General features: G+C 55.6%; 30 protein-coding genes and 4 tRNA genes. All 34 read right to left on the bottom strand.

All coding sequences use genetic code 11. The features are described 5' to 3' along the window. Nucleotides 1-161 precede the first annotated feature (161 nt). Complete coding sequence (rpsN, locus tag PMI35_RS02565) at nucleotides 162-467, bottom strand: 30S ribosomal protein S14 (RefSeq protein ID WP_003176414.1); 306 nt, start codon at nucleotides 465-467, stop codon at nucleotides 162-164. A 13-nt stretch (nucleotides 468-480) separates the two neighbouring features. Next, entirely contained in the window at nucleotides 481-1,020 is a 540-nt protein-coding gene (gene rplE, locus PMI35_RS02570) for a 50S ribosomal protein L5 (protein WP_003210069.1), read from the bottom strand. Between the two features lie 20 nt (nucleotides 1,021-1,040). Beyond that, entirely contained in the window at nucleotides 1,041-1,355 is a 315-nt protein-coding gene (gene rplX / locus PMI35_RS02575) for a 50S ribosomal protein L24 (protein ID WP_003186046.1), read from the bottom strand. An 11-nt stretch (nucleotides 1,356-1,366) separates the two neighbouring features. After that, nucleotides 1,367-1,735 (bottom strand): 50S ribosomal protein L14, encoded by a 369-nt coding sequence (rplN, locus tag PMI35_RS02580; RefSeq protein WP_002555479.1) that lies wholly within the window; start codon nucleotides 1,733-1,735, stop codon nucleotides 1,367-1,369. Nucleotides 1,736-1,758: 23 nt separating this feature from the next. Beyond that, nucleotides 1,759-2,025: a 30S ribosomal protein S17 gene (gene rpsQ, locus PMI35_RS02585; RefSeq protein WP_003176419.1), complete on the bottom strand. Its 267-nt coding sequence runs from the start codon at nucleotides 2,023-2,025 to the stop codon at nucleotides 1,759-1,761. Between the two features lie 2 nt (nucleotides 2,026-2,027). Then, nucleotides 2,028-2,219: a 50S ribosomal protein L29 gene (rpmC, locus tag PMI35_RS02590; protein ID WP_002555481.1), complete on the bottom strand. Its 192-nt coding sequence runs from the start codon at nucleotides 2,217-2,219 to the stop codon at nucleotides 2,028-2,030. Next, complete coding sequence (rplP, locus tag PMI35_RS02595; RefSeq protein WP_003228729.1) at nucleotides 2,219-2,632, bottom strand: 50S ribosomal protein L16; 414 nt, start codon at nucleotides 2,630-2,632, stop codon at nucleotides 2,219-2,221. Before rplP ends, rpmC begins: the two co-directional genes overlap by 1 nt. Before the next feature lie 12 nt (nucleotides 2,633-2,644). Continuing rightward, nucleotides 2,645-3,331, bottom strand: coding sequence for a 30S ribosomal protein S3 (rpsC, locus tag PMI35_RS02600; protein WP_008065719.1), 687 nt, complete (start codon nucleotides 3,329-3,331; stop codon nucleotides 2,645-2,647). 13 nt (nucleotides 3,332-3,344) lie between these two features. Beyond that, a complete protein-coding gene (gene rplV, locus PMI35_RS02605; protein WP_003103908.1) occupies nucleotides 3,345-3,677 on the bottom strand; it encodes a 50S ribosomal protein L22 in 333 nt (110 codons plus the stop codon). Between the two features lie 11 nt (nucleotides 3,678-3,688). Beyond that, nucleotides 3,689-3,964, bottom strand: coding sequence for a 30S ribosomal protein S19 (rpsS, locus tag PMI35_RS02610; protein WP_002555486.1), 276 nt, complete (start codon nucleotides 3,962-3,964; stop codon nucleotides 3,689-3,691). 16 nt (nucleotides 3,965-3,980) lie between these two features. Then, entirely contained in the window at nucleotides 3,981-4,805 is an 825-nt protein-coding gene (gene rplB, locus PMI35_RS02615) for a 50S ribosomal protein L2 (protein ID WP_003186055.1), read from the bottom strand. A 14-nt stretch (nucleotides 4,806-4,819) separates the two neighbouring features. Further along, nucleotides 4,820-5,119: a 50S ribosomal protein L23 gene (gene rplW, locus PMI35_RS02620; protein ID WP_002555488.1), complete on the bottom strand. Its 300-nt coding sequence runs from the start codon at nucleotides 5,117-5,119 to the stop codon at nucleotides 4,820-4,822. Continuing rightward, entirely contained in the window at nucleotides 5,116-5,718 is a 603-nt protein-coding gene (gene rplD, locus PMI35_RS02625) for a 50S ribosomal protein L4 (RefSeq protein WP_003228735.1), read from the bottom strand. The genes rplW and rplD overlap by 4 nt, the downstream gene beginning before the upstream one ends. Before the next feature lie 12 nt (nucleotides 5,719-5,730). Beyond that, nucleotides 5,731-6,366, bottom strand: a complete 636-nt coding sequence (gene rplC, locus PMI35_RS02630; RefSeq protein WP_003186059.1) for a 50S ribosomal protein L3 — start codon at nucleotides 6,364-6,366, stop codon at nucleotides 5,731-5,733. 80 nt (nucleotides 6,367-6,446) lie between these two features. Then, complete coding sequence (rpsJ, locus tag PMI35_RS02635; RefSeq protein WP_003186070.1) at nucleotides 6,447-6,758, bottom strand: 30S ribosomal protein S10; 312 nt, start codon at nucleotides 6,756-6,758, stop codon at nucleotides 6,447-6,449. Nucleotides 6,759-6,917: 159 nt separating this feature from the next. After that, the gene (tuf, locus tag PMI35_RS02640) at nucleotides 6,918-8,111 is read right to left on the bottom strand and encodes an elongation factor Tu (RefSeq protein WP_008065716.1); all 1,194 of its coding nucleotides are present in this window, start codon (nucleotides 8,109-8,111) and stop codon (nucleotides 6,918-6,920) included. Between the two features lie 30 nt (nucleotides 8,112-8,141). Continuing rightward, the gene (fusA, locus tag PMI35_RS02645; protein WP_008065706.1) at nucleotides 8,142-10,247 is read right to left on the bottom strand and encodes an elongation factor G; all 2,106 of its coding nucleotides are present in this window, start codon (nucleotides 10,245-10,247) and stop codon (nucleotides 8,142-8,144) included. A 30-nt stretch (nucleotides 10,248-10,277) separates the two neighbouring features. After that, complete coding sequence (gene rpsG, locus PMI35_RS02650) at nucleotides 10,278-10,748, bottom strand: 30S ribosomal protein S7 (protein WP_002555493.1); 471 nt, start codon at nucleotides 10,746-10,748, stop codon at nucleotides 10,278-10,280. A gap of 122 nt (nucleotides 10,749-10,870) precedes the next feature. Next, nucleotides 10,871-11,242: a 30S ribosomal protein S12 gene (gene rpsL / locus PMI35_RS02655; protein WP_003186084.1), complete on the bottom strand. Its 372-nt coding sequence runs from the start codon at nucleotides 11,240-11,242 to the stop codon at nucleotides 10,871-10,873. 215 nt (nucleotides 11,243-11,457) lie between these two features. Further along, entirely contained in the window at nucleotides 11,458-15,657 is a 4,200-nt protein-coding gene (rpoC, locus tag PMI35_RS02660; RefSeq protein ID WP_008065703.1) for a DNA-directed RNA polymerase subunit beta', read from the bottom strand. Between the two features lie 64 nt (nucleotides 15,658-15,721). Then, nucleotides 15,722-19,795: a DNA-directed RNA polymerase subunit beta gene (gene rpoB / locus PMI35_RS02665; RefSeq protein WP_008018199.1), complete on the bottom strand. Its 4,074-nt coding sequence runs from the start codon at nucleotides 19,793-19,795 to the stop codon at nucleotides 15,722-15,724. A gap of 220 nt (nucleotides 19,796-20,015) precedes the next feature. Then, entirely contained in the window at nucleotides 20,016-20,381 is a 366-nt protein-coding gene (gene rplL / locus PMI35_RS02670; protein ID WP_003206098.1) for a 50S ribosomal protein L7/L12, read from the bottom strand. A gap of 75 nt (nucleotides 20,382-20,456) precedes the next feature. Further along, on the bottom strand, nucleotides 20,457-20,957 hold the full coding sequence (rplJ, locus tag PMI35_RS02675) for a 50S ribosomal protein L10 (protein ID WP_008065701.1): 501 nt from the start codon (nucleotides 20,955-20,957) through the stop codon (nucleotides 20,457-20,459). 198 nt (nucleotides 20,958-21,155) lie between these two features. Beyond that, the gene (gene rplA / locus PMI35_RS02680; RefSeq protein WP_003186095.1) at nucleotides 21,156-21,851 is read right to left on the bottom strand and encodes a 50S ribosomal protein L1; all 696 of its coding nucleotides are present in this window, start codon (nucleotides 21,849-21,851) and stop codon (nucleotides 21,156-21,158) included. Next, complete coding sequence (gene rplK / locus PMI35_RS02685; protein WP_007933726.1) at nucleotides 21,851-22,282, bottom strand: 50S ribosomal protein L11; 432 nt, start codon at nucleotides 22,280-22,282, stop codon at nucleotides 21,851-21,853. The genes rplA and rplK overlap by 1 nt, the downstream gene beginning before the upstream one ends. 117 nt (nucleotides 22,283-22,399) lie before the next feature. Next, nucleotides 22,400-22,933, bottom strand: coding sequence for a transcription termination/antitermination protein NusG (gene nusG / locus PMI35_RS02690; protein WP_007933727.1), 534 nt, complete (start codon nucleotides 22,931-22,933; stop codon nucleotides 22,400-22,402). A 9-nt stretch (nucleotides 22,934-22,942) separates the two neighbouring features. Then, entirely contained in the window at nucleotides 22,943-23,311 is a 369-nt protein-coding gene (gene secE / locus PMI35_RS02695; protein ID WP_007896620.1) for a preprotein translocase subunit SecE, read from the bottom strand. Nucleotides 23,312-23,356: 45 nt separating this feature from the next. Beyond that, nucleotides 23,357-23,432 (bottom strand) — tRNA-Trp (locus PMI35_RS02700). 169 nt (nucleotides 23,433-23,601) lie between these two features. Beyond that, nucleotides 23,602-23,677, bottom strand: a tRNA-Thr gene (locus tag PMI35_RS02705). A gap of 26 nt (nucleotides 23,678-23,703) precedes the next feature. Next, nucleotides 23,704-23,777: transfer RNA gene (locus tag PMI35_RS02710), tRNA-Gly, on the bottom strand. Nucleotides 23,778-23,801: 24 nt separating this feature from the next. Continuing rightward, a tRNA-Tyr gene (locus PMI35_RS02715) sits at nucleotides 23,802-23,886 on the bottom strand. 143 nt (nucleotides 23,887-24,029) lie between these two features. Next, entirely contained in the window at nucleotides 24,030-24,470 is a 441-nt protein-coding gene (locus PMI35_RS02720; protein WP_008065699.1) for a hypothetical protein, read from the bottom strand. A 7-nt stretch (nucleotides 24,471-24,477) separates the two neighbouring features. Next, nucleotides 24,478-25,227 (bottom strand): pantothenate kinase, encoded by a 750-nt coding sequence (locus PMI35_RS02725; protein ID WP_008065697.1) that lies wholly within the window; start codon nucleotides 25,225-25,227, stop codon nucleotides 24,478-24,480. Further along, nucleotides 25,217-26,176, bottom strand: a complete 960-nt coding sequence (birA, locus tag PMI35_RS02730; RefSeq protein ID WP_008065695.1) for a bifunctional biotin--[acetyl-CoA-carboxylase] ligase/biotin operon repressor BirA — start codon at nucleotides 26,174-26,176, stop codon at nucleotides 25,217-25,219. Before birA ends, PMI35_RS02725 begins: the two co-directional genes overlap by 11 nt. Nucleotides 26,177-26,281 lie beyond the last annotated feature (105 nt).

Here is a 26,281-nt window from a genome sequence, read left to right as displayed (position 1 = left end):
GTCGCCGAGAATCTCCGGGTATAAAAAACACGGGCTCAGGCGAGCCGGGTATTCTAGACACACCCCAGAAATGAATCAAGCCCCAAAAGGGGCTTGATCCAGATTCAAGGCCACCGGCGGTCAGGTTCTTGCGAACCCTCGCACCGAGACTTTGACAGTACTTACCAGCTGGCTTTAACCAGACCTGGTACGTCACCACGCATTGCCGCTTCACGCAGTTTGTTACGGCCAAGGCCGAACTTGCGGTAAACGCCGTGTGGACGACCGGTCAGGCGGCAGCGGTTACGCATGCGCGAAGCGCTTGCGTCACGTGGCTGCTTCTGCAGGGCAACTGTAGCTTCCCAACGTGCTTCTGGACTTGCGTTCAGATCGACGATGATAGCTTTCAGTGCTGCACGCTTCTTGGCGTACTTGGCAACCGTGAGCTGACGCTTCAGCTCGCGGTTTTTCATGCTCATCTTGGCCATGGTCCTACTCCAATCAGTTGCGGAACGGGAATTTGAACGCACGCAGCAGAGCGCGGCCTTCATCATCGTTCTTGGCAGTGGTGGTCAGGGTGATGTCCAGACCGCGGAGAGCATCGATCTTGTCGTAGTCGATTTCCGGGAAGATGATCTGCTCTTTCACGCCCATGCTGTAGTTGCCACGACCATCGAAGGACTTGGCATTCAGGCCGCGGAAGTCGCGAACCCGAGGCAGGGAGATCGACAGCAGACGATCCAGGAACTCGTACATACGCTCACGGCGCAGGGTCACTTTGACGCCGATCGGCCAACCTTCACGGACTTTAAAGCCAGCGATGGATTTGCGAGCGTAGGTCACAACGACTTTCTGGCCGGTGATCTTTTCCAGGTCAGCAACAGCGTGCTCGATGACTTTTTTGTCGCCGATCGCTTCGCCCAGACCCATGTTCAGGGTGATTTTGGTAACGCGCGGAACTTCCATCACGTTCGAAAGCTTAAGTTCTTCCTTAAGTTTCGGAGCGATTTCCTTCCGGTAAATCTCTTTTAGTCGTGCCATGGTCTTCTACCTAGCAGTGTTCAAGCATCAACCGCTTTTTGGGTCGACTTGAAGACACGAATTTTCTTACCGTCTTCTACTTTGAAACCAACGCGGTCAGCCTTGTTGGTTTCGCCGTTGAAGATGGCTACGTTAGAAGCGTGCAATGGCGCTTCTTTCTCGACGATACCGCCTTGTACGCCCGACATCGGGTTAGGCTTGGTATGACGCTTGACCAGGTTCAGACCACCAACAACCAGACGGTTGTCAGCAAGAACCTTCAGCACCTTACCGCGCTTACCTTTGTCTTTGCCGGCGATCACGATGATCTCGTCGTCACGACGAATCTTTTGCATGTCGGATCTCCTTACAGCACTTCTGGGGCGAGCGAGACGATCTTCATGAACTTCTCAGTACGAAGTTCACGGGTCACTGGCCCAAAGATACGGGTGCCGATCGGCTCTTGCTTGTTGTTCAGAAGAACAGCAGCGTTGCCATCAAAGCGGATAATGGAGCCATCAGCACGACGTACGCCGTGACGAGTGCGGACTACAACAGCAGTCATCACTTGGCCTTTTTTCACTTTACCGCGTGGAATTGCTTCCTTGACGGTAACTTTGATGATGTCACCGATACCAGCGTAACGACGATGGGAGCCACCCAGCACCTTGATGCACATAACGCGGCGTGCGCCGCTGTTATCGGCCACATCGAGCATGGATTGAGTCTGAATCATATAATTTCTCCGACCCCTAGTCCTTAGACTTCCACAGCGCGTTCGAGAACATCAACCAGCGCCCAAGACTTGGTCTTGGCCAAAGGACGAGTTTCACGAATAGTGACTTTGTCGCCGATGTGGCACTGATTGGTTTCGTCGTGCGCGTGCAGCTTAGTCGAACGCTTAACGTATTTACCGTAGATCGGGTGCTTAACGCGACGCTCGATCAGAACGGTGATGGTTTTGTCCATCTTGTCGCTGACAACACGGCCAGTCAGCGTACGGACAGTTTTTTCGGCTTCAGCCATGATTACTTACCTGCCTGCTGGTTGAGCACAGTCTTCACGCGAGCGATGTCACGCTTAACTTGCGAGAGCAGATGAGACTGCCCCAACTGGCCAGTTGCTTTCTGCATACGCAGATTGAACTGGTCGCGCAGCAAGCCGAGCAGTTGCTCGTTCAGCTGCTGTGCGGATTTTTCACGAAGTTCATTCGCTTTCATCACATCACCGTCCGTTTAACAAAGGAGGTGGCGAGCGGCAGCTTTGCAGCAGCCAGGGCGAAAGCCTCACGCGCCAGCTCTTCAGAAACACCCTCGATTTCATACAGGACTTTGCCTGGCTGAATCTGGGCAACCCAGTATTCCACGTTACCCTTACCTTTACCCATCCGAACCTCGAGAGGCTTTTTGGAGATCGGCTTGTCCGGGAATACACGGATCCAGATCTTGCCACCACGTTTTACGTGACGGGTCAGAGCACGACGCGCTGACTCGATCTGACGAGCGGTGAGACGACCACGAGCTACAGACTTCAGCGCGAACTCGCCGAAGCTGACTTTGCTACCGCGCAGTGCCAGACCACGGTTGTGGCCGGTCATCTGCTTGCGGAACTTCGTACGCTTTGGTTGCAACATTTGGCGTACCCCTTACTTAGCAGCTTTTTTACGAGGCGCTGGTGCTTGTGGTTTCAGTTCTTCTTGGCGACCACCAATTACTTCGCCTTTGAAGATCCAAACCTTTACACCGATCACACCGTAGGTGGTGTGAGCTTCGTAGTTGGCATAGTCGATGTCGGCACGCAGGGTGTGCAATGGCACACGACCTTCGCGATACCATTCAGTACGTGCGATTTCAGCACCGCCGAGACGACCGCTCACTTGGATTTTGATGCCTTTGGCACCAATGCGCATGGCGTTCTGTACAGCGCGCTTCATAGCGCGACGGAACATTACGCGACGCTCCAGCTGCTGAGCTACGCTCTGCGCAACCAGCATACCGTCGAGCTCCGGCTTGCGGATCTCTTCGATATTGATGTGCACAGGCACACCCATTTGCTTGGTCAGGTCCTGACGCAGTTTCTCAACATCTTCACCTTTCTTCCCGATAACGATACCTGGACGAGCGGTGTGGATGGTGATGCGTGCAGTTTGGGCCGGACGATGGATATCGATACGGCTTACGGACGCGCTTTTTAGTTTGTCTTGGAGATACTCACGCACCTTCAGATCTGCGAGCAAATAGTCCGCATAAGTCCGACCGTCTGCGTACCAGACGGAGGTGTGCTCCTTGACGATTCCCAGGCGAATGCCAATGGGATGTACTTTCTGACCCATCTCTTCGACTCCGTTACTTGTCAGCAACCTTGACAGTGATATGGCAAGACCGCTTGACGATGCGATCAGCACGGCCTTTGGCACGTGGCATGATGCGCTTCAGCGAACGCCCTTCGTTGACGAAAACGGTGCTGACCTTCAGGTCATCAACGTCTGCGCCTTCGTTATGCTCGGCGTTGGCTACGGCCGACTCCAGCACTTTCTTCATGATCTCGGCGGCTTTCTTACTGCTGAAAGCCAACAGGTTGAGCGCTTCGCCCACCTTCTTCCCGCGGATCTGGTCGGCGACCAAGCGGGCTTTCTGGGCGGAGATTCGAGCGCCCGACAACTTAGCGGCTACTTCCATTTCCTAACCCCTTAACGCTTGGCTTTCTTGTCTGCCACGTGCCCGCGATAAGTGCGGGTACCGGCGAACTCGCCCAGTTTGTGGCCGACCATGTCTTCGTTCACGAGAACTGGGACGTGCTGACGACCGTTGTGTACTGCGATGGTCAAACCGACCATTTGTGGCAGGATCATCGAACGACGCGACCAGGTTTTCACCGGTTTGCGATCGTTCTTTTCCGCCGCCACTTCGATCTTCTTCAGTAGGTGAAGATCGATAAAAGGACCTTTTTTCAGAGAACGTGGCACTGTCGTATCCCTCTATTTACTTGCGACGACGGACGATCATTTTGTCGGTACGCTTATTACCACGAGTCTTCGCGCCCTTAGTCGGGAAGCCCCATGGCGATACCGGATGACGACCACCAGAGGTACGACCTTCACCACCACCATGTGGGTGGTCAACCGGGTTCATGGCAACACCACGAACGGTTGGGCGAACGCCACGCCAGCGTTTGGCACCAGCTTTACCCAGCGAACGCAGGCTGTGCTCGGAGTTCGAGACTTCGCCCAGGGTCGCACGGCATTCAGCCAGGACTTTACGCATTTCACCGGAACGCAGACGCAGGGTAACGTACACGCCTTCACGAGCGATCAGCTGAGCCGAAGCACCAGCGGAACGAGCGATCTGAGCGCCTTTACCTGGCTTCAATTCGATGCCGTGTACGGTGCTACCAACTGGAATGTTACGCAGTTGCAGAGCGTTGCCCGGCTTGATCGGTGCCAAAGCACCTGCGATCAGCTGGTCGCCAGCGCTCACGCCTTTAGGGGCGATGATGTAGCGACGCTCGCCATCTGCGTACAGCAGCAGAGCGATGTGAGCAGTACGGTTTGGATCGTATTCGATACGCTCGACAGTGGCAGCGATGCCATCTTTGTCGTTGCGACGGAAATCGACCAGACGATAATGCTGCTTATGACCACCACCGATGTGACGAGTGGTAATACGGCCATTGTTGTTACGACCACCAGACTTCGACTTCTTCTCGAGCAGCGGTGCGTGAGGAGCGCCTTTATGCAGCTCCTGGTTGACCACCTTGACCACAAAACGGCGGCCAGGGGAAGTCGGTTTGCATTTAACGATTGCCATGATGCACCCCTTCCTTACTCAGCACTGCTGCTGAAATCGAGATCTTGGCCTGGCTGAAGGGAGATAACTGCCTTCTTCCAGTCATTACGCTTGCCCAGACCGCGAGCAGTGCGCTTGCTCTTACCCAGAACGTTCAGGGTAGTAACACGCTCTACTTTCACGCTGAACAGGCTTTCGACGGCCTTCTTGATTTCCAGCTTGGTTGCATCAGTAGCAACCTTGAAAACGAACTGGCCTTTCTTGTCTGCCAGAACCGTAGCCTTCTCGGAAACGTGCGGGCCAAGCAGAACTTTAAATACGCGTTCCTGGTTCATCCCAGCAGCTCCTCGAATTTCTTCACGGCCGACACGGTGATCAACACCTTGTCGTATGCGATCAGACTAACTGGATCGGAACCTTGCACGTCACGTACATCTACGTGTGGCAGGTTACGAGCAGCCAGGTACAGGTTCTGATCAACAGCGTCCGACACGATCAGAACGTCGGTCAGGCTCATGTTGTTCAGTTTGCCCAGCAGGTCTTTGGTTTTCGGCGTTTCAACGGCGAAATCCTGAACCACGACCAGACGATCAGTACGCACCAGCTCAGCAAGGATGGAACGCATTGCTGCGCGATACATCTTCTTGTTCAGCTTCTGGGAGTGATCCTGAGGACGAGCTGCGAAAGTGGTACCGCCGCCACGCCAGATTGGGCTACGGATAGTACCGGCACGAGCACGGCCAGTACCTTTCTGACGCCATGGGCGCTTACCGCCACCACGAACGTCGGAACGGGTCTTTTGCTGCTTGGAACCCTGACGACCGCCAGCCATGTAGGCTACGACTGCTTGGTGAACCAGCGTCTCGTTGAATTCGCCGCCAAATGTCAGTTCGGAAACTTCGATCGCTTGAGCGTCATTTACATTTAATTGCATGTCAGCTTCCCCTTAACCGCGAGCCTTGGCTGCTGGACGTACAACCAAGTTGCCGCCAGTAGCGCCAGGAACAGCGCCCTTGACCAACAACAGATTGCGTTCAGCGTCCACGCGCACTACTTCGAGGGACTGCACGGTCACGCGCTCAGCGCCCATATGACCGGACATTTTTTTGCCCTTGAATACACGACCAGGAGTCTGGCACTGGCCGATAGAGCCTGGAACGCGGTGGGATACGGAGTTACCGTGGGTGTTATCTTGCCCGCGGAAATTCCAACGCTTGATCGTACCCTGGAAGCCTTTACCTTTGGACTGACCGGTTACATCAACCAGTTGACCAGCGGCGAAGATTTCAGCGTTGATCAGATCGCCGGCCTGGTACTCGCCTTCTTCAAGGCGGAATTCCATTACGGTACGACCAGCGGCAACGTTCGCTTTAGCGAAGTGGCCAGCCTGAGCTGCTGTTACACGCGAAGCACGACGCTCGCCGACAGTGACTTGCACTGCACGATAGCCATCGGTCTCTTCAGTTTTGAACTGGGTGACGCGATTCGGTTCGATCTCAATGACCGTGACCGGAATGGAGACACCTTCTTCGGTGAAAATACGGGTCATACCGCATTTACGACCGACTACACCAATAGTCATGTTGTAAACCTCATGAGTGTACGGGGCTTTCACCCGCTATGGCCGCCCATTTCAGAGCGTTACACGACTAAGACCGAGTCTTAGCCGAGGCTGATCTGCACTTCCACACCGGCCGCAAGATCAAGCTTCATAAGTGCATCAACGGTTTTATCCGTTGGCTGGACGATGTCCAGAACGCGCTTATGAGTACGGATCTCGTACTGGTCACGCGCGTCTTTGTTGACGTGCGGGGAGACCAGAACGGTGAACCGCTCTTTACGGGTAGGCAGTGGAATTGGACCACGCACTTGAGCACCAGTACGTTTCGCGGTTTCCACGATTTCCTGGGTGGATTGGTCGATCAGGCGATGGTCAAAAGCCTTCAACCTGATACGGATTTGCTGATTTTGCATTGGATTTCAGACTCCGGCTGCTATTCCCACCGAGCGCAATACGCCCGTTAAAAGGAGGCGCAATTCTATAGACGCCCCATATAGGTGTCAACCCAATAAAAAAAGCCCCCGCTGAGCGGGGGCCTTTTCAAAGCATCGAAGCTATCTCAAAAGAGATGCTTACTCGATGATTTTAGCTACAACGCCAGCACCAACGGTACGGCCGCCTTCACGGATAGCGAAGCGCAGACCGTCTTCCATTGCGATGGTTTTGATCAGGGTAACAGTCATCTGAATGTTGTCACCTGGCATTACCATTTCAACGCCTTCTGGCAGCTCGCAGTTACCGGTCACGTCAGTAGTACGGAAGTAGAACTGTGGACGGTAGCCTTTGAAGAACGGAGTGTGACGACCGCCTTCTTCCTTGCTCAGAACGTAAACTTCTGCGGTGAACTTGGTGTGCGGCTTAACCGAACCTGGCTTAACCAGAACCTGACCACGCTCAACGTCGTCACGCTTGGTGCCACGCAGCAGAACGCCGCAGTTCTCGCCAGCACGACCTTCGTCGAGCAGCTTGCGGAACATCTCAACACCGGTGCAGGTGGTGGTGGTGGTGTCACGCAGACCAACGATTTCCAGTGCATCTTGAACGCGAACGATACCGCGCTCGATACGACCAGTCACAACAGTACCACGACCCGAGATCGAGAATACGTCTTCGATTGGCATCAGGAATGGCTTGTCGATAGCACGCTCTGGCTCTGGGATGTAGGTGTCCAGAGTCTCAACCAGCTTACGAACGGCAGTGGTGCCCATTTCGTTGTCGTCTTTGCCTTCCAGCGCCATACGAGCCGAACCGATGATGATCGGAGTGTCGTCGCCTGGGAAGTCGTAGGTGGACAGCAGGTCGCGAACTTCCATCTCAACCAGTTCCAGCAGCTCAGCGTCGTCTACCAGGTCAGCCTTGTTCAGGAAAACCACGATGTACGGAACGCCTACCTGACGGGACAGCAGGATGTGCTCACGGGTTTGTGGCATCGGACCATCAGCGGCCGAGCAAACCAGGATCGCGCCGTCCATCTGGGCAGCACCGGTGATCATGTTCTTCACGTAGTCAGCGTGACCTGGGCAGTCAACGTGAGCGTAGTGACGAATGTTCGAGTTGTACTCGACGTGCGCGGTATTGATGGTGATACCACGAGCTTTTTCTTCTGGAGCGCTGTCGATCTTGTCGAATTCAACTACGGCCGAACCGAAAACTTCGGAGCAGACGCGAGTCAGAGCAGCGGTCAGAGTGGTTTTACCGTGGTCAACGTGACCGATAGTGCCAACGTTGACGTGCGGTAGGGAACGATCAAATTTTTCTTTAGCCACGACAATTAACTCCTTGCCTAAAGGACTGAATCAGCCTTGTTTTTTGGTAACGGTTTCGACGATGTGCGACGGAGCCGTATTGTATTTTTTGAATTCCATAGAGTAGCTTGCGCGACCCTGGGACATCGAACGAACGTCGGTCGCATAACCGAACATCTCGCCCAACGGAACTTCAGCACGGATAACCTTACCGGAAACCGTGTCTTCCATACCCAGAATCATGCCGCGACGACGGTTCAGGTCGCCCATCACGTCACCCATATAGTCTTCAGGCGTAACAACCTCTACCGCCATGATCGGCTCGAGCAACTCACCACCGCCCTTCTGGGCCAGTTGCTTGGTCGCCATGGAAGCAGCCACCTTAAACGCCATCTCGTTCGAGTCGACGTCGTGGTAAGAACCATCAAACACGGTAGCCTTCAGGCCGATCAGCGGATAGCCGGCAACAACACCGTTCTTCATCTGCTCTTCGATACCCTTCTGGATAGCCGGGATGTATTCCTTAGGAACCACACCACCCACTACTTCGTTCAGGAATTGCAGACCTTCCTGACCTTCGTCAGCAGGTGCAAAACGGATCCAGCAATGACCGAACTGGCCACGACCGCCGGACTGACGAACGAACTTGCCTTCGATTTCGCAGCTCTTCGTGATGCGCTCACGGTACGAAACTTGAGGCTTACCGATGTTGGCTTCGACGTTGAACTCACGGCGCATCCGGTCAACCAGGATGTCCAGGTGCAGCTCGCCCATGCCGGAGATGATCGTTTGACCAGTCTCTTCATCAGTTTTGACGCGGAAAGACGGGTCTTCCTGAGCAAGTTTGCCCAGAGCGATACCCATTTTTTCCTGGTCATCCTTGGTCTTAGGCTCTACGGCAACCGAAATAACCGGCTCCGGGAAGTCCATACGAACCAGGATGATTGGCTTGTCAGCGTTGCACAAGGTTTCACCAGTGGTGACGTCCTTCATGCCGATCAGGGCCGCGATGTCGCCAGCGCGTACTTCCTTGATCTCTTCACGGGCGTTTGCGTGCATTTGCACCATACGACCCACGCGCTCTTTCTTGCCTTTAACCGAGTTGATCACGCCGTCGCCGGAGGCCAACACGCCCGAGTAAACGCGGACGAAGGTCAAGGTACCCACGAATGGGTCGGTAGCGATCTTGAACGCCAGAGCCGAGAACGGCTCGTTGTCGTCTGCATGACGCTCCATTTGCTTTTCCTCGTCATCCGGGTCAGTACCCTTGATGGCAGGAATGTCGGTTGGAGCCGGCAGGTAGTCGATAACGGCGTCGAGAACCAGTGGAACACCCTTGTTCTTGAAGGAAGAACCGCAAACAGCCAGGACGATTTCACCAGCGATAGTACGCTGGCGCAGAGCGGCCTTGATTTCCTCGATGGTGAGTTCTTCACCTTCGAGGTACTTGTTCATCAGCTCTTCGCTGGCTTCGGCCGCAGCCTCAACCATGTTGCTGCGCCACTCTTCAGCCAATTCCTGCAGTTCAGCAGGGATGGCTTCGCGACGTGGAGTCATGCCCTTGTCAGCATCGTTCCAGTAAACCGCTTCCATGGTCATCAGATCGATCTGACCCTGGAAGTTGTCTTCGGAACCGATAGCCAACTGGATTGGCACCGGGGTGTGACCCAGACGCTGCTTGATCTGAGCGATCACGCGCAGGAAGTTCGCGCCGGCACGGTCCATCTTGTTCACGTAAACGATACGTGGAACACCGTATTTGTTGGCTTGACGCCATACGGTTTCGGACTGAGGCTCAACGCCGGAAGTGCCGCAGAACACAACGACCGCGCCGTCGAGTACACGCAGGGAACGTTCAACTTCAATGGTGAAGTCTACGTGGCCCGGGGTGTCAATGACGTTGAAGCGGTATTGGTCTTTGTGCTGCTTCGCAGAACCCTGCCAGAAGGCGGTAATAGCAGCAGAAGTAATGGTAATACCACGCTCCTGCTCCTGAACCATCCAGTCTGTGGTCGCGGCGCCGTCATGCACCTCGCCCATTTTGTGACTTTTGCCAGTGTAAAAAAGGACGCGCTCGGTGGTGGTGGTTTTACCAGCATCCACGTGAGCAACGATACCAATGTTACGGTAGCGATTAATCGGTGTTGTACGAGCCATAAAGCCCTCGCAAAATTAGTGACGCTAAAATTAGAAGCGGTAGTGCGAGAAAGCTTTGTTAGCTTCAGCCATACGGTGCACGTCTTCACGCTTCTTAACTGCAGCACCTTTACCTTCGGCAGCGTCCAACAGTTCGCCAGCCAAACGCAGAGCCATAGACTTCTCGCCGCGCTTACGGGCGAAGTCTACCAACCAGCGCATTGCCAGAGCGTTACGACGGGACGGACGAACTTCAACCGGAACCTGGTAAGTAGCACCGCCTACACGGCGCGACTTTACTTCGACCAGCGGAGCGATGGCGTCGAGAGCTTTCTCGAAGATTTCCAGGGGGTCGCTGTTCTTGCGTTCTTTAACCTTTTCCAGCGCGCCATAAACGATACGCTCGGCAACGGCTTTCTTGCCGCTTTCCATCACGTGGTTCATGAACTTGGCCAGGATTTGGCTTCCGTATTTTGGATCGTCAAGCACTTCGCGCTTGGCTGCTACGCGTCTTCTTGGCATGGATAAGCCCTCAAACGGTCTTCAGGTTCGCTCGGAATCGGTGCCCATTACTACGGGACGCCTCCGACCTTACTCTTATCGACTCAGAAAAATAGAAATCAGTTTTTTGCAGCAAGCGACCATTACTTCGGACGCTTGGTACCGTACTTCGAACGACCCTGGTTACGACCTTTAACGCCGGAAGTATCCAACGAACCGCGAACGGTGTGGTAACGAACACCTGGCAAGTCTTTTACACGACCGCCGCGGATCAGTACCACGCTGTGCTCTTGCAGGTTGTGGCCTTCACCGCCGATGTACGAGGAAACCTCGAAACCGTTGGTCAGGCGCACACGGCATACTTTACGCAGTGCCGAGTTAGGTTTTTTCGGCGTGGTGGTGTACACACGGGTGCACACGCCACGGCGTTGCGGGCAGTTCTGCAGCGCAGGCACGTCGGATTTCTCGACGATACGCTTACGCGGCTGACGTACCAGCTGGTTGATAGTTGCCATCTACTAGCTCCACTGTTGTCTTGCGACGCTATTGTCTTGCAAGAAAAGCAAAATGGCAGGAACGAATTCCCGCCAAATTTAGGGGTACAAGAGTCTAAAGAGGATCTTGTCCCCAGTCAAGGCAAGGCCCCGACCTCCCCGCCCGTCAAACCTCGACAAATTGTCTCGATTCGATGAACGGAGTGACCAGGGCCCCTGCTCATTTACCGCAGAACTCAGTTACCGCTCGAGTTCAACGCTTCGGTCAGTGCAGCTTCCACTTCACTGGCGCTTACGCGCAACGGCTTGTCTGCATCACGGCGGCGCTTACGCTCGCTGTGATAAGCCAGACCGGTACCAGCCGGGATCAGACGACCCACGACCACGTTTTCTTTCAGGCCGCGCAGGTAGTCGCGCTTGCCGGTAACCGCCGCCTCGGTCAGTACACGGGTGGTTTCCTGGAAGGAAGCCGCCGAGATGAACGATTCGGTGGACAACGACGCCTTGGTGATACCCAGCAGAACGCGAGTGAACTTGGAGACGAACTTGTCTTCGCCGCTCAAACGCTCGTTCTCTACCAGAACGTGAGTCAATTCCATCTGGTCGCCCTTGATGAAACTGGAATCGCCGGATTCAGCGATCTCAACTTTACGCAGCATCTGACGCAGGATGGTCTCGATGTGCTTGTCGTTAATCTTCACGCCTTGCAGACGGTAAACGTCCTGGATCTCGTTGACGATGTACTTGGCCAGCGCACTCACACCCAGCAGACGCAGGATGTCGTGTGGATCGCTTGGACCGTCGGAGATAACTTCGCCGCGGTTTACCTGCTCGCCTTCGAACACGTTCAGGTGACGCCACTTCGGAATCAGCTCTTCGTACGGATCGCTACCGTCGTTCGGGGTAATAACCAGACGGCGCTTGCCCTTGGTCTCTTTACCGAACGCGATGGTGCCGCTGACTTCAGCCAGAATCGAGGCTTCTTTCGGACGACGGGCTTCGAACAAGTCGGCAACACGCGGCAGACCACCGGTGATGTCACGGGTCTTCGAAGTTTCTTGCGGGATACGAGCGATAACATCACCGATCGCGATCTTCGCGCCGTCCGCCACACCGACCAGGGCGTTGGCTGGCAGGAAGTACTGAGCGATAACGTCAGTGCCTGGCAGCAACAGATCCTTGCCGTTGTCATCAACCATCTTCACAGCAGGACGGATATCTTTACCGGCAGCTGGACGGTCTTTGGCGTCGAGTACTTCAATGTTGGTCATACCGGTCAATTCGTCAGTCTGACGCTTGATCGTGATGCCTTCTTCCATGCCCACGTAGGTCACGGTACCTTTCATTTCGGTAACGATCGGGTGAGTGTGCGGATCCCACTTGGCCACGATGGCGCCAGCGTCGACCTTGTCACCTTCTTTAACCGAAATCACGGCACCGTACGGCAGCTTGTAACGCTCACGCTCACGACCGAAGTCATCAGCGATGGCCAGCTCACCGGAACGGGACACAGCAACCAGGTGGCCATCCACTCGCTCAACGTGTTTCAGGTTGTGCAGACGGACGGTACCGCCATTCTTCACCTGAACGCTGTCGGCTGCGGAGGTCCGGCTTGCCGCACCACCGATGTGGAACGTACGCATCGTCAGCTGGGTACCCGGCTCACCGATGGACTGGGCAGCGATAACGCCGACCGCTTCACCGATGTTCACCTGGTGACCACGAGCCAGGTCGCGACCGTAGCACTTGGCGCAGATACCGAAACGGGTTTCGCAGCTGATCGGCGAACGTACGATCACTTCGTCGATGCTGTTGAGTTCGATGAACTCGACCCACTTCTCGTCGACCAGGGTGCCGGCAGGAACGATGACGTCCTCGGTACCTGGCTTGAATACGTCACGGGCGATAACACGACCCAATACGCGCTCACCCAAAGGCTCTACAACGTCACCGCCTTCAATGTGCGGAGTCATCAGCAGGCCGTGTTCGGTGCCGCAATCGATCTCGGTTACAACCAGGTCTTGCGCCACGTCTACCAGACGACGGGTCAGGTAACCCGAGTTCGCCGTTTTCAACGCGGTATCCGCCAGACCTTTACGAGCACCGTGAGTGGAGATGAAGTACTGGAGTACGCTCAAACCTTCACGGAAGTTCGCAGTAATCGGCGTTTCGATGATGGAGCCGTCCGGCTTGGCCATCAGGCCACGCATACCGGCCAACTGACGGATCTGTGCTGCGGAACCCCGCGCACCCGAGTCAGCCATCATGTACATCGAGTTGAAGGACTCTTGGTCGACTTCGACACCATGACGGTCGATGACTTTCTCTTTCGAGAGGTTGGCCATCATCGCCTTGGAAACTTCGTCGTTCGCCTTGGACCAAAGGTCGATCACTTTGTTGTACTTCTCGCCCTGGGTTACCAGGCCGGAGGCGTACTGACTTTCGATCTCTTTCACTTCGTCGGTGGCAGCACCGATGATGCGGGCTTTTTCATCCGGGATAACGAAGTCGTTAACACCGATGGAAACGCCGGAAATGGTCGAATAGGCAAAACCGGTGTACATCAACTGGTCAGCGAAGATCACGGTCTCTTTCAGACCAACCACGCGGTAGCACTGGTTGATCAGCTTGGAGATCGCCTTTTTCTTCATCGGCAGGTTGACGACGTCGTACGACAGACCTTTTGGCACAACCTGGAACAACAGCGCACGGCCGACAGTGGTGTCGACGATACGGGTGTTGGTCACGCTGCCGCCATCACGGTCGTTGACGGTTTCGTTGATCCGAACTTTGACCTTGGCGTGCAGTGCGGCTTCGCCAGCACGGAACACACGGTCAACTTCCTGCAGATCCGCGAACACACGACCTTCGCCCTTGGCGTTGATCGCTTCACGCGTCATGTAGTACAGACCCAATACAACGTCCTGCGACGGAACGATGATTGGCTCACCGTTGGCTGGCGACAGAATGTTGTTGGTCGACATCATCAACGCACGCGCTTCGAGCTGGGCTTCCAGCGTCAGCGGTACGTGCACGGCCATTTGGTCGCCGTCGAAGTCGGCGTTGTACGCGGCGCAGACCAGAGGGTGCAGCTGGATAGCCTTACCTTCGATCAGTACCGGTTCAAACGCCTGGATACCCAGACGGTGAAGGGTCGGTGCACGGTTGAGGAGAACCGGGTGTTCGCGAATCACTTCAGCGAGAACGTCCCAAACTTCTGGCAGCTCGCGCTCGACCATCTTCTTGGCGGCTTTAATGGTGGTAGCGAGACCACGCATTTCCAGCTTGCCGAAAATGAACGGCTTGAACAGTTCCAGAGCCATCTTCTTCGGCAGACCGCACTGGTGCAGACGCAGGGTCGGACCTACGGTAATTACCGAACGACCGGAGTAGTCAACACGCTTACCGAGCAAGTTCTGACGGAAACGACCCTGCTTACCCTTGATCATGTCAGCCAGGGATTTCAGAGGACGCTTGTTGGAACCGGTGATAGCGCGGCCACGACGGCCGTTGTCGAGCAGTGCGTCGACAGCTTCCTGCAACATACGCTTTTCGTTGCGCACGATGATGTCCGGAGCGGACAGATCCAGCAGGCGCTTCAAGCGGTTGTTACGGTTGATCACTCGACGATACAGATCGTTGAGGTCGGAAGTCGCGAAGCGACCGCCATCCAGCGGGACCAGTGGACGCAGATCTGGCGGCAGAACCGGCAGAACGGTCAGCACCATCCACTCTGGCAGGTTGCCGGAACCCTGGAAGGCTTCCATCAACTTCAGACGCTTGGACAGCTTCTTGATCTTGGTTTCGGAGTTGGTTTGCGGAATCTCTTCACGCAGGCGGCCAATCTCGTGCTCCAGGTCGATAGCGTGCAGCAGTTCGCGGACAGCCTCGGCACCCATGCGGGCATCGAAATCGTCGCCGAACTCTTCCAGCGCTTCGAAGTACTGCTCGTCGTTGAGCAGCTGACCTTTTTCAAGGGTCGTCATGCCTGGATCGATAACGACATAGCTCTCGAAGTAGAGAACGCGTTCGATATCACGCAGGGTCATGTCCATCAGCAAGCCGATACGGGACGGCAGCGATTTCAGGAACCAGATGTGGGCAACTGGCGAGGCCAGTTCGATGTGCGCCATGCGCTCACGACGAACTTTTGCCAGCGCGACTTCAACGCCGCACTTCTCGCAGATTACGCCACGGTGCTTCAAGCGCTTGTACTTACCGCACAGGCACTCGTAATCCTTTACCGGGCCAAAGATCTTGGCGCAGAACAGGCCGTCACGCTCAGGTTTGAACGTACGGTAGTTGATGGTTTCCGGCTTTTTAACTTCACCGAACGACCACGAACGGATCATCTCAGGCGATGCCAATCCGATACGGATGGCGTCGAACTCTTCGACTTGACCCTGGTTTTTCAGCAAATTCAGTAGGTCTTTCAAGGCCTTTCCTCCTGGCGGAGCAGAGAGCGGGCAGTGCTGCCCCGCTCTCGATTCGCGTCACGTGTTATTCGGTTTCCAGATCGATATCGATGCCGAGGGAACGAATTTCCTTGATCAACACGTTGAAGGACTCGGGCATGCCCGGCTCCATACGGTGATCGCCATCCACGATGTTTTTGTACATCTTGGTACGGCCGTTCACATCGTCCGACTTCACTGTGAGCATTTCTTGCAGAGTGTAAGCGGCACCGTATGCTTCCAGTGCCCAGACCTCCATCTCCCCGAAACGCTGACCACCGAACTGCGCCTTACCACCCAGCGGCTGCTGGGTAACCAGGCTGTACGAACCGGTAGAACGCGCGTGCATCTTGTCGTCTACCAAGTGGTTCAGCTTCAGCATGTACATGTAGCCAACGGTAACCGGGCGCTCGAACTTGTTGCCGGTACGGCCGTCGGTCAGCTGCATCTGGCCGCTTTCTGGCAGGTCAGCCAGTTTCAGCATGGCCTTGATTTCGCTTTCCTTGGCGCCGTCGAACACTGGAGTGGCCATTGGAACGCCGCCACGCAGGTTTTGAGCCAGGTCCAGGATTTCCTGGTCCGAGAAGTCATCGAGGCTTTCCTGACGACCGCCGATCTCGTTGTAGATCTCGTGCAGGAACTTACGCAGCTCGGCAACTTTGCGCTGCTCTTCAACCATGCGGTTGATCTTCTCGCCCAGACCTTTGGCCGCGAGGCCCAGGTGGGTTTCAAGGATCTGACCGACGTTCATACGCGAAGGTACGCCCAACGGGTTGAGGACAACATCAACCGGGGTGCCATTGGCATCGTGCGGCATGTCTTCAACAGGCATGATCACGGAGACCACACCCTTGTTACCGTGACGACCGGCCATCTTGTCGCCCGGCTGGATGCGACGACGGATTGCCAGGTAAACCTTGACGATTTTCAGCACGCCTGGAGCCAGGTCATCGCCCTGCTGCAGTTTGCGCTTCTTGTCTTCGAACTTGTCGTCCAGCAGACGGCGACGATCAACGATGTAGGCCTGGGCCTTCTCGAGCTGCTCGTTCAGAGCATCTTCAGCCATGCGCAGTTTGAACCACTGGCCGTGCTCAAGACCGTCCAGCACTTCGTCGGTGATGTCCTGGCCTTTCTTCAGACCGGCGCCGCCTTCGGCTTTGTGGCCGACCAGAGCGGAACGCAGACGTTCGAAAGTAGCGCCTTCAACGATGCGGAACTCTTCGTTCAGATCCTTGCGGATCTCGTCCAGCTGGGACTTCTCGATCGACAGTGCACGAGCATCACGCTCAACGCCGTCGCGGGTGAAGACCTGTACGTCGATGACAGTACCTTTGGTACCGGTAGGTACACGCAGGGAGGTGTCTTTAACGTCGCTGGCTTTTTCACCGAAGATCGCACGCAGCAGTTTTTCTTCCGGAGTCAGTTGGGTCTCGCCTTTTGGAGTGACCTTACCGACCAGGATGTCGCCTGCGCCAACTTCAGCACCTACGTAAACGATACCGGCTTCGTCCAGCTTGTTCAGTGCAGCTTCACCCACGTTCGGGATGTCCGCAGTGATTTCCTCTGGGCCAAGCTTGGTGTCACGGGCCACACAGGTCAGTTCCTGGATGTGGATCGTGGTGAAACGGTCTTCTTGAACAACGCGTTCCGACAGGCAGATGGAGTCTTCGAAGTTGAAGCCGTTCCATGCCATGAAGGCGATGCGCATGTTCTGACCCAGTGCCAGTTCACCCATGTCGGTGGACGGACCGTCGGCCATGATGTCGCTACGCTGAACCCGATCACCTTTACGCACCAGCGGACGCTGGTTGATGCAGGTGTTCTGGTTGGAGCGGGTGTACTTGGTCAGGTTGTAGATGTCGACACCGGCTTCACCGGTTTCAACTTCGTCATCGGCAACACGAACCACGATACGGCTGGCGTCGACGGAGTCGATCACGCCGCCACGACGAGCCACGACGCAAACGCCGGAGTCACGGGCTACGTTACGCTCCATGCCGGTACCTACCAGCGGCTTGTCAGCGCGCAGGGTGGGTACAGCTTGACGCTGCATGTTCGAACCCATCAACGCACGGTTGGCGTCGTCGTGCTCGAGGAACGGGATCAGCGACGCTGCAACCGAAACTACCTGCTTCGGCGATACGTCCATCAAGGTGACGTCTTCCGGCGCCTTGACGGTGAACTCGTTCAAGTGACGAACAGCTACCAGCTCGTCGATCAGGACTTTCTTGTCGTTCATCGTGGCCGAAGCCTGAGCGATCACGTGATCAGCTTCTTCGATGGCGGACAGGAACACGATCTCGTCGGTGACCAGAGCGTCTTTCACCACGCGGTACGGGCTCTCGAGGAAGCCGTACTGGTTGGTGCGCGCATAGGCGGCCAGGGAGTTGATCAGACCGATGTTCGGACCTTCCGGCGTTTCGATCGGGCAAACACGACCGTAGTGCGTCGGGTGTACGTCACGAACTTCAAAGCCGGCGCGCTCACGAGTCAGACCGCCAGGGCCGAGTGCAGAGACACGACGCTTGTGGGTGATCTCGGAAAGCGGGTTGTTCTGGTCCATGAACTGGGAGAGCTGGCTGGAACCGAAGAACTCTTTCACCGCCGCAGCCACTGGCTTGGCGTTGATCAGGTCTTGCGGCATCAGGCCTTCGCTTTCCGCCATCGACAGACGCTCTTTGACCGCACGCTCAACACGTACCAGGCCAACGCGGAACTGGTTCTCGGCCATTTCGCCTACGCAGCGAACACGACGGTTACCCAGGTGGTCGATGTCATCGACGATACCTTTACCGTTACGGATGTCGACCAGGGTCTTCAGTACCGCGACGATGTCTTCCTTGCACAGCACGCCCGAACCTTCGATCTCGGTACGACCGATACGACGGTTGAACTTCATCCGGCCGACCGCAGACAGGTCGTAGCGCTCAGGGCTGAAGAACAGGTTGTTGAACAGGGTCTCGGCAGCGTCTTTGGTTGGCGGCTCGCCAGGACGCATCATGCGATAGATCTCGACCAGCGCTTCCAGTTGGTTGCTGGTGGAGTCGATCTTCAGTGTGTCGGAGACGAACGGACCGCAGTCGATATCGTTGGTGTACAGAGTTTCGATGCGAACAACGCCGGCCTTGGCGATTTTCGCCAGGATCTCGGTGTTCAGCTCGGTGTTGCACTCTGCCAGGATTTCGCCGGTAGCCGGGTGCACGATGACCTTGGCGGTTGTGCGGCCCAGGACGTAGTCCAGAGGCACATCCAGCTCTTTGATCCCGGCTTTTTCCAGCTGGTTGATGTGGCGAGCGGTGATACGACGACCCTGCTCGACAATAACCTTGCCTTTGTCGTCCTGGATATCGAGGACAGCGATTTCACCGCGCAGGCGCTGAGGCACCAGCTCCAGGCTCAGGGTCTCGCCCTTAACGTGGAATACGTTGGTGGTGTAGAACGCGTCCAGCACTTCTTCAGTGGTATAGCCGAGCGCGCGCAGCAGTACCGATGCAGGCAGCTTGCGACGACGGTCGATACGTACGAATACGCAGTCTTTCGGGTCGAACTCGAAGTCCAGCCACGAACCGCGGTAAGGAATGATGCGCGCGGAGTACAGCAGTTTACCGGAGCTGTGCGTCTTGCCACGGTCGTGGTCGAAGAACACGCCAGGGGAACGGTGCAGCTGGGAAACGATTACACGCTCGGTACCGTTGATTACGAAGGTACCGTTCTCAGTCATCAGGGGGATTTCACCCATGTAGACTTCTTGCTCTTTGATGTCCTTGATCGCTTTGTTCGACGATTCTTTGTCGAAAATGATCAGGCGCACTTTTACCCGCAAAGGTACGGCGTAAGTTACACCGCGCAATACGCATTCTTTGACATCAAATGCCGGTTCGCCCAGGCGATAACCGACGTACTCCAGCGCAGCATTGCCGGAGTAGCTGATGATCGGGAAAACGGATTTGAAGGCCGCATGCAGGCCCACGTCGCGGAACTGATCTTTAGTCGCTCCCGCTTGCAAGAATTCACGATACGAATCCAGCTGGATGGCCAGGAGGTAAGGCACATCCATGACGTCCGGCAACTTGCTAAAGTCCTTGCGGATACGTTTTTTCTCAGTATATGAGTAAGCCATCAGCGTTCCCCAGCTTGGTCACCTGCTTGTTTGGCCCCTCCCGACGGGAGCAGCCAGAAAATCGTGCAAACCCCATGGTTTGCGCCACCGCATCGGGTGGTTACAGCTCGTTACCGGCACCGACCCAGTCGGCTGCCAATAACGGAAAAAGGCCGGTGGCAAGAGCCACCAGCCATCAGCCTGTCGCTTAACGCTCGGGCTGGAGACGCAAAGTCGAAGCTTACTTCAGCTCGACTTTAGCGCCTGCTTCTTCCAGTACTGCTTTGGCTTTGTCAGCTGCGTCTTTGGCAACAGCTTCCAGAACCATGGCAGGAGCGCCGTCAACTACAGCCTTGGCTTCTTTCAGGCCCAGACCGGTCAGTTCACGTACAGCCTTGATCACGTTAACTTTCTTCTCGCCAGCTTCGGTCAGCATGACGTTGAATTCGGTTTGCTCTTCAGCAACGGCAGCAGCAACGGCAGGACCTGCCGATGCAGCAGCAGCGGTAACGCCGAATTTTTCTTCGAAAGCTTTGATCAGCTCAACAACTTCCATTACGGACATGTTGCCAACTGCTTCAAGGATATCGTTCTGAGAGATAGACATGAATCTAATTCCTGATATTGGGGACGGCCTACGCGACCATCGAAAAAAACAAAAAACGCGAGAAGTTGACGAGCCTTAGGCTGCAGCAGCTTCTTTCTGGTCGCGAATTGCCGCCAGAGTACGAGCCAATTTGCTGGTAGCGCCTTGAATCACGCTCATCAGCTGAGAAATTGCTTCGTCACGGGTCGGCAAGGTTGCCAGTACGTCGATTTGGTTAGCTGCGAGGAACTTGCCCTCGAACGCAGCTGCCTTGATCTCGAACTTGTTCTGACCCTTTGCGAACTCTTTGAAAATCCGGGCAGCAGCGCCTGGATGTTCCTTGGAGAATGCAATCAGGGTAGGGCCGCTGAACACGTCGTTGAGAACACTGAATTCAGTGTCAGCAACGGCGCGTTTGAGCAGGGTGTTACGTACAACACGTACGTAAACGCCAGCTTCACGAGCCTCTTTACGGAGTCCGGTCATTGCGCCTACTGTTACGCCACGGGCATCAGCCACGACAGCGGACAGAGCGACTTTGGCAGCCTCGTTGACTTCAGCGACGATGGCCTTCTTGTCTTCGAGTTTAATTGCCACGGGTTTAACTCCTGCTTGTTACCGTTTCATTCGATCGAAACCGAATGTCGTTTTGGTGTCTGATTCGGTAAGGAACCGGGAGCACCATCTGCGTAGGCTTGTGGTTTAAGACTTACGTCGCCTACGGTCTTGGATAGCCCCCGCCAGGCAGGGACCCCAATTTTTCAACTGGCGCAATCGCTTGCGCCAATCTGTGTCTTACGCGTCGAGCGAGCTTTGGTCGATGACCAGACCTGGGCCCATAGTGGTGCTCAGGGTAACGCGCTTGACGTAGATGCCTTTCGAGGAAGCTGGCTTGATACGCTTCAGGTCAGCGATCAGGGCTTCAACGTTTTCCTTCAGCTTGACGGCGTCGAAGCCGATCTTGCCAACGGAAGTGTGGATGATGCCGTTTTTGTCGGTGCGATAACGAACCTGACCAGCCTTGGCGTTTTTAACCGCGGTGGCTACGTCTGGAGTTACGGTGCCGACTTTAGGGTTAGGCATCAGGCCACGTGGACCGAGGATCTGACCCAGTTGACCTACAACGCGCATGGCATCCGGGGATGCGATCACTACGTCGTAGTTCAAGTCGCCGCCTTTCATTTCGGCAGCCAGGTCGTCCATGCCTACACGGTCAGCGCCGGCAGCCAGAGCGGCTTCAGCAGCTGGACCTTGGGTGAACACAGCAACGCGAACGGTCTTGCCAGTGCCGTGTGGCAGCACAGTAGCGCTACGAACGACCTGGTCGGATTTACGCGGGTCAACACCCAGGTTTACAGCAACGTCGAACGACTCGCTGAACTTGACAGTCGACAGCTCAGCCAGCAGAGCAGCAGCGTCTACAAAGTTGTAGGCCTTGCCTGCTTCGATTTTGCCGGCGATAGCCTTTTGACGCTTGGTCAGCTTAGCCATTACACACCCTCCACGTTAAGGCCCATGCTACGAGCAGAACCGGCGATAGTACGCACGGCTGCTTCCATATCAGCTGCAGTCAGATCCGCGTTTTTGGTTTTCGCGATTTCTTCCAGCTGAGCACGGGTTACAGTGCCAACCTTAACGGTGTTCGGACGAGCGGAACCGCTAGTCAGACCGGCCGCCTTCTTCAGCAGAACCGAAGCAGGGGTGGATTTGGTTTCGAACGTGAAGCTACGGTCGCTGTAGACAGTGATAATCACTGGAGTCGGCAGACCTGGCTCAAGACCCTGAGTACGGGCGTTGAAAGCCTTGCAGAATTCCATGATGTTCACGCCGTGCTGACCCAGAGCAGGACCAACAGGTGGGCTTGGGTTAGCCTGAGCGGCCTTCACTTGCAGCTTGATGTAAGCGGTAATCTTCTTGGCCATGAGGCACTCCAATTACGGGTTCAAACGCCTCGAAAGGCTCCCCGGTTACTTGCGCGTTTATCCCAGTGACGACAAAACCCCACAGCCTAAGGCTGCGGGGTTGGGATGCTTGCTCAGTTAGACCTTTTCGACCTGACTGAACTCCAGCTCTACCGGGGTAGAGCGTCCGAAAATGAGCACCGCGACCTGAATCCGGCTCTTTTCGTAGTTGACCTCTTCGACCGTGCCGGTGAAATCGGCAAACGGACCGTCGTTGACACGTACCGACTCGCCCGGCTCGAACAACGTCTTCGGCTTCGGCTTGTCGCTACCATCAGCAACGCGACGCAGAATCGCTTCTGCTTCTTTATCTGTAATCGGTGCAGGCTTATCGGCAGTACCGCCGATGAAACCCATCACACGAGGAGTATCCTTGACCAAGTGCCAAGTACCCTCGTTCATGTCCATCTGGACCAGCACATAACCAGGGAAGAACTTACGCTCGCTCTTGCGCTTCTGGCCATTACGCATTTCAACCACTTCTTCAGTGGGAACCAGAATCTCGCCGAAGCCATCTTCCATGCCAGCCAGCTTTACGCGCTCGATCAGCGAGCGCATGACATGCTTCTCGTAACCGGAGTAAGCATGCACAACGTACCAACGCTTAGCCACGGGACACCCTTAGCCGACAATCAAGGAAACAAGCCAGCCGAGCAGGGAATCAAGCCCCCACAACAGCAACGCCATAACCAGGACAACAGCCACAACGATCAACGTGGTCTGCGTGGTTTCTTGGCGAGTTGGCCATACGACTTTACGAATCTCGGTGCGCGCTTCCTTAACCAGTACAAAGAAAGACTTGCCCTTGACCGTCTGCAGGCCTACAAAGGCAGCTACAGCAGCAATCACAAGCAAAGCAAGCACGCGGTACAGGATCGGCGAAGCAGAGTAATACTGATTGCCAACAACGCCAACAACCACCAAAGCGACTACTACTAGCCACTTGAGCAGATCGAAGCGCGAGCCTTGAGCTTCAGCTTTAGGAGTCATCTATGAAGATCCTGTGAAAAGAAAGCCAGACACACCTGGTGAATCTGGCAGGTCAGGAGGGAATCGAACCCCCAACCTACGGTTTTGGAGACCGTCGCTCTGCCAATTGAGCTACTGACCTAAAACAAAATCAGGCCGACCATTATGCCGGCCCGAAAAAGACTTTACAACATTTTACTCAATGGCCTTTGCGCCTCACCAGCACCGGATTCAAAATCCATCCCCGGAACAACGAAACACAACCAGACCATTAAAACAAAGGCAGATATTTTCATATCTGCCTTGTTATATGGAGCTCTTGAGCGGATTTGAACCGCTGACCTCACCCTTACCAAGGGTGTGCTCTACCAACTGAGCTACAAGAGCGTAACACTGTGCAAAACCTGCAAACTTGGAGCGGGTAGCGGGAATCGAACCCGCATCATCAGCTTGGAAGGCTGAGGTTCTACCACTAAACTATACCCGCGAGGCTTGCAGCTCTCGCTAAAATTGGTGGAGGGGGAAGGATTCGAACCTTCGAAGTCGTAGACGTCAGATTTACAGTCTGATCCCTTTGGCCGCTCGGGAACCCCTCCTAAGCGAGCCGGCATTCTACATCATGCCAGCCTTCTGTCAAGCATTTTTCTCATTAAAATCCTGAGCTTATCTGCGTTGACCTCGCTTCACCTCGTTGACCGCTTTAGGTCTTCGCTGTGGAGCGGGCGCCATTCTATGCAAACTATTCGGTGGGTGCAACCCCCCCACACAGCATTATTTTATGTTTTAACTCATTGAATTCTCTAGAAAGGTTTATCAGCTGCAAGTCATCCAGCCAACGCTTGCTTTCAGGGGCCACGCGAACCCAGTACGCCGGGGGTTCAGTCGGACTTGCAGGCAGCGGCTGATACTTCACACCCATGCCGGTCAGCCTGCGCTCAAGCGCCTGTTCGACCTCCTGACGAACAAATCCACCCAGATAAAGGCATTCAGCCTCTGCCTGCGCCACCTTTCCTTTGTCCTTGGCCGCATCCGTCGCCTCGCTCAAGAGACGTATGTCCTGCTGAGAGCCGCGATACAGGCTCAAGGGCGTAACGTCCTTGGCACGCAGGGGCGCCTCCTGTTGATGCCAGATGTAATAAAACACATTGAGAACGAGCAGCAGCAGAAACAACCAACGCATAAAGACCTCAGGACAAAGGGCATGCCATCGCCAAGCCGACAAACACCAGATCGGGAACCACCCGAGCCTCAGGCACCATCTCGGAAACCAACGCCGCATCGCCACCGGTGAGGAACACCGTAAAGTTCTCCCCCCAATGACCCCGCGCCATCTCCAGCTGCGTCAGCACAAACCCCCGAAGCATCAACAGGCACCCGCGCTCAACCGCCTCGACCGTCGTACGCCCCGGAACAAGACGCTCCAAAGCGCGCTCAGCCGCAAGATCTCCATAACGAATCTTGCGGGTATGGGTGCGCAGCTGATTTCGCATCAACGGCATCCCAGGGCATATGAACCCACCGAGATGCTCACCATCCCCGGAAACGAAGTCCGCGGTCACCGCCGTACCGAAATCAAGCACCAGGCACGCGCCAGAAGCCAGGTGAAAGCCTCCTAGCAGCGCCAGCCAGCGATCAAGGCCGAGCCGCTCGAATTCTTCATAGCCGTTACGAACACCGGCCACTTCCTTGGAGGGAGCCGCACAGACCACTGAAATATCGAAGACCGCCTTCAGCCGGGCAATCAATTCATCGGTTTCTTCGGCAGTCCTGACACTCACCAACCGACAGAACCGCAGCGCAAGGCCTTCAATCCCTTTCACACCCTCAAGTAACGCCAGGTCGGAATCGACAACCCCCTCCCCCACCACCTGACGGGCGTCCGCCTTGAGCACACGCCACTTGATGAAACTATTTCCGCAGTCGAGCTCAAGAATCATGACGCAACCTCAGACTCAGCTCACCGCCACTGAAGACTTTCTCCACACCATCCACCTTCAAGCGCAGTGCACCCTGACCATCGATGCCCAGCACCTCGCCATTTATTTGGTTTGCACCCGCAATCAACGACACCGCACGCCCCTGCCACAGGTGGTGCTGCTCCCACTCAGCCTGGATCGCCGAGAATCCTTCGGCCTGATGGCGAGCCAGATACTTCTGCAGCATCTCCCCCAGCTCCGCGACCAGGCGGTTGCGATCAAACGCCTTACCCGACTCCAGGCGCATGGATGTCCATTGCTGGTCGACCTCATCGGTCATCTGCATATTTACATTAATTCCGACACCCAGCACCACGTGACAGACGTCTGCAGGATCCCCTACCAGCTCAAGCAGAATTCCCGCAATCTTCTTCTGCCCTACCAGGACATCATTGGGCCATTTCAAGCCCACCCCGGGAACTCCAAGCTCGCGCAAGGCCTGCATGACGGCGAGCCCCACAACAAGGCTCAAGCCTTCCAGCTGACGCATACCGCCTTCTACACGCAAAACCAGGCTGTAATAGATATTCTCCGCGAATGGACTGACCCACTTGCGCCCTCGCCGCCCGCGTCCGGCAGTTTGCCGTTCGGCAAGCACCAGAAAAGGCGCAGCCTGGTGCCGCTCGATGGCACGCAAGGCTTCGGCATTGGTGGAATCAATAGAGTCGAAGACCAGGGCCGGCCAACTGCAAGAGGGAGACAGTCGCCCTATCTCCACAGGATCAAGCAGTGTCAACGGTGCCGCCAATTGATAGCCGCGCCCGCGAACCTTGTGAATGGATAACCCCAACTCAGCCTCAAGATGCTGAAGCTGCTTCCACACAGCACTGCGACTGATACCCAGGGCCGCGCCCAGTGCCTGACCCGAATGGAATCGGCCATCCTTAAGAAGCTTTAACAACGTCAGCATGCAAGTCTCGCCTCACAATGAGGCCCGCATGATAGCCACGCCCCGAGCCGTTGCATAGAAACCCGAACAGACAGATTTTCCTGGGCACAAAGACAAAACCCCTAC

This window comes from Pseudomonas sp. GM78 (assembly GCF_000282475.1).
GTDB lineage: Bacteria > Pseudomonadota > Gammaproteobacteria > Pseudomonadales > Pseudomonadaceae > Aquipseudomonas.
The sequence above is the reverse complement of the archived record's forward strand: the minus strand, read 5'-3'. Positions and strand labels throughout refer to the sequence as shown.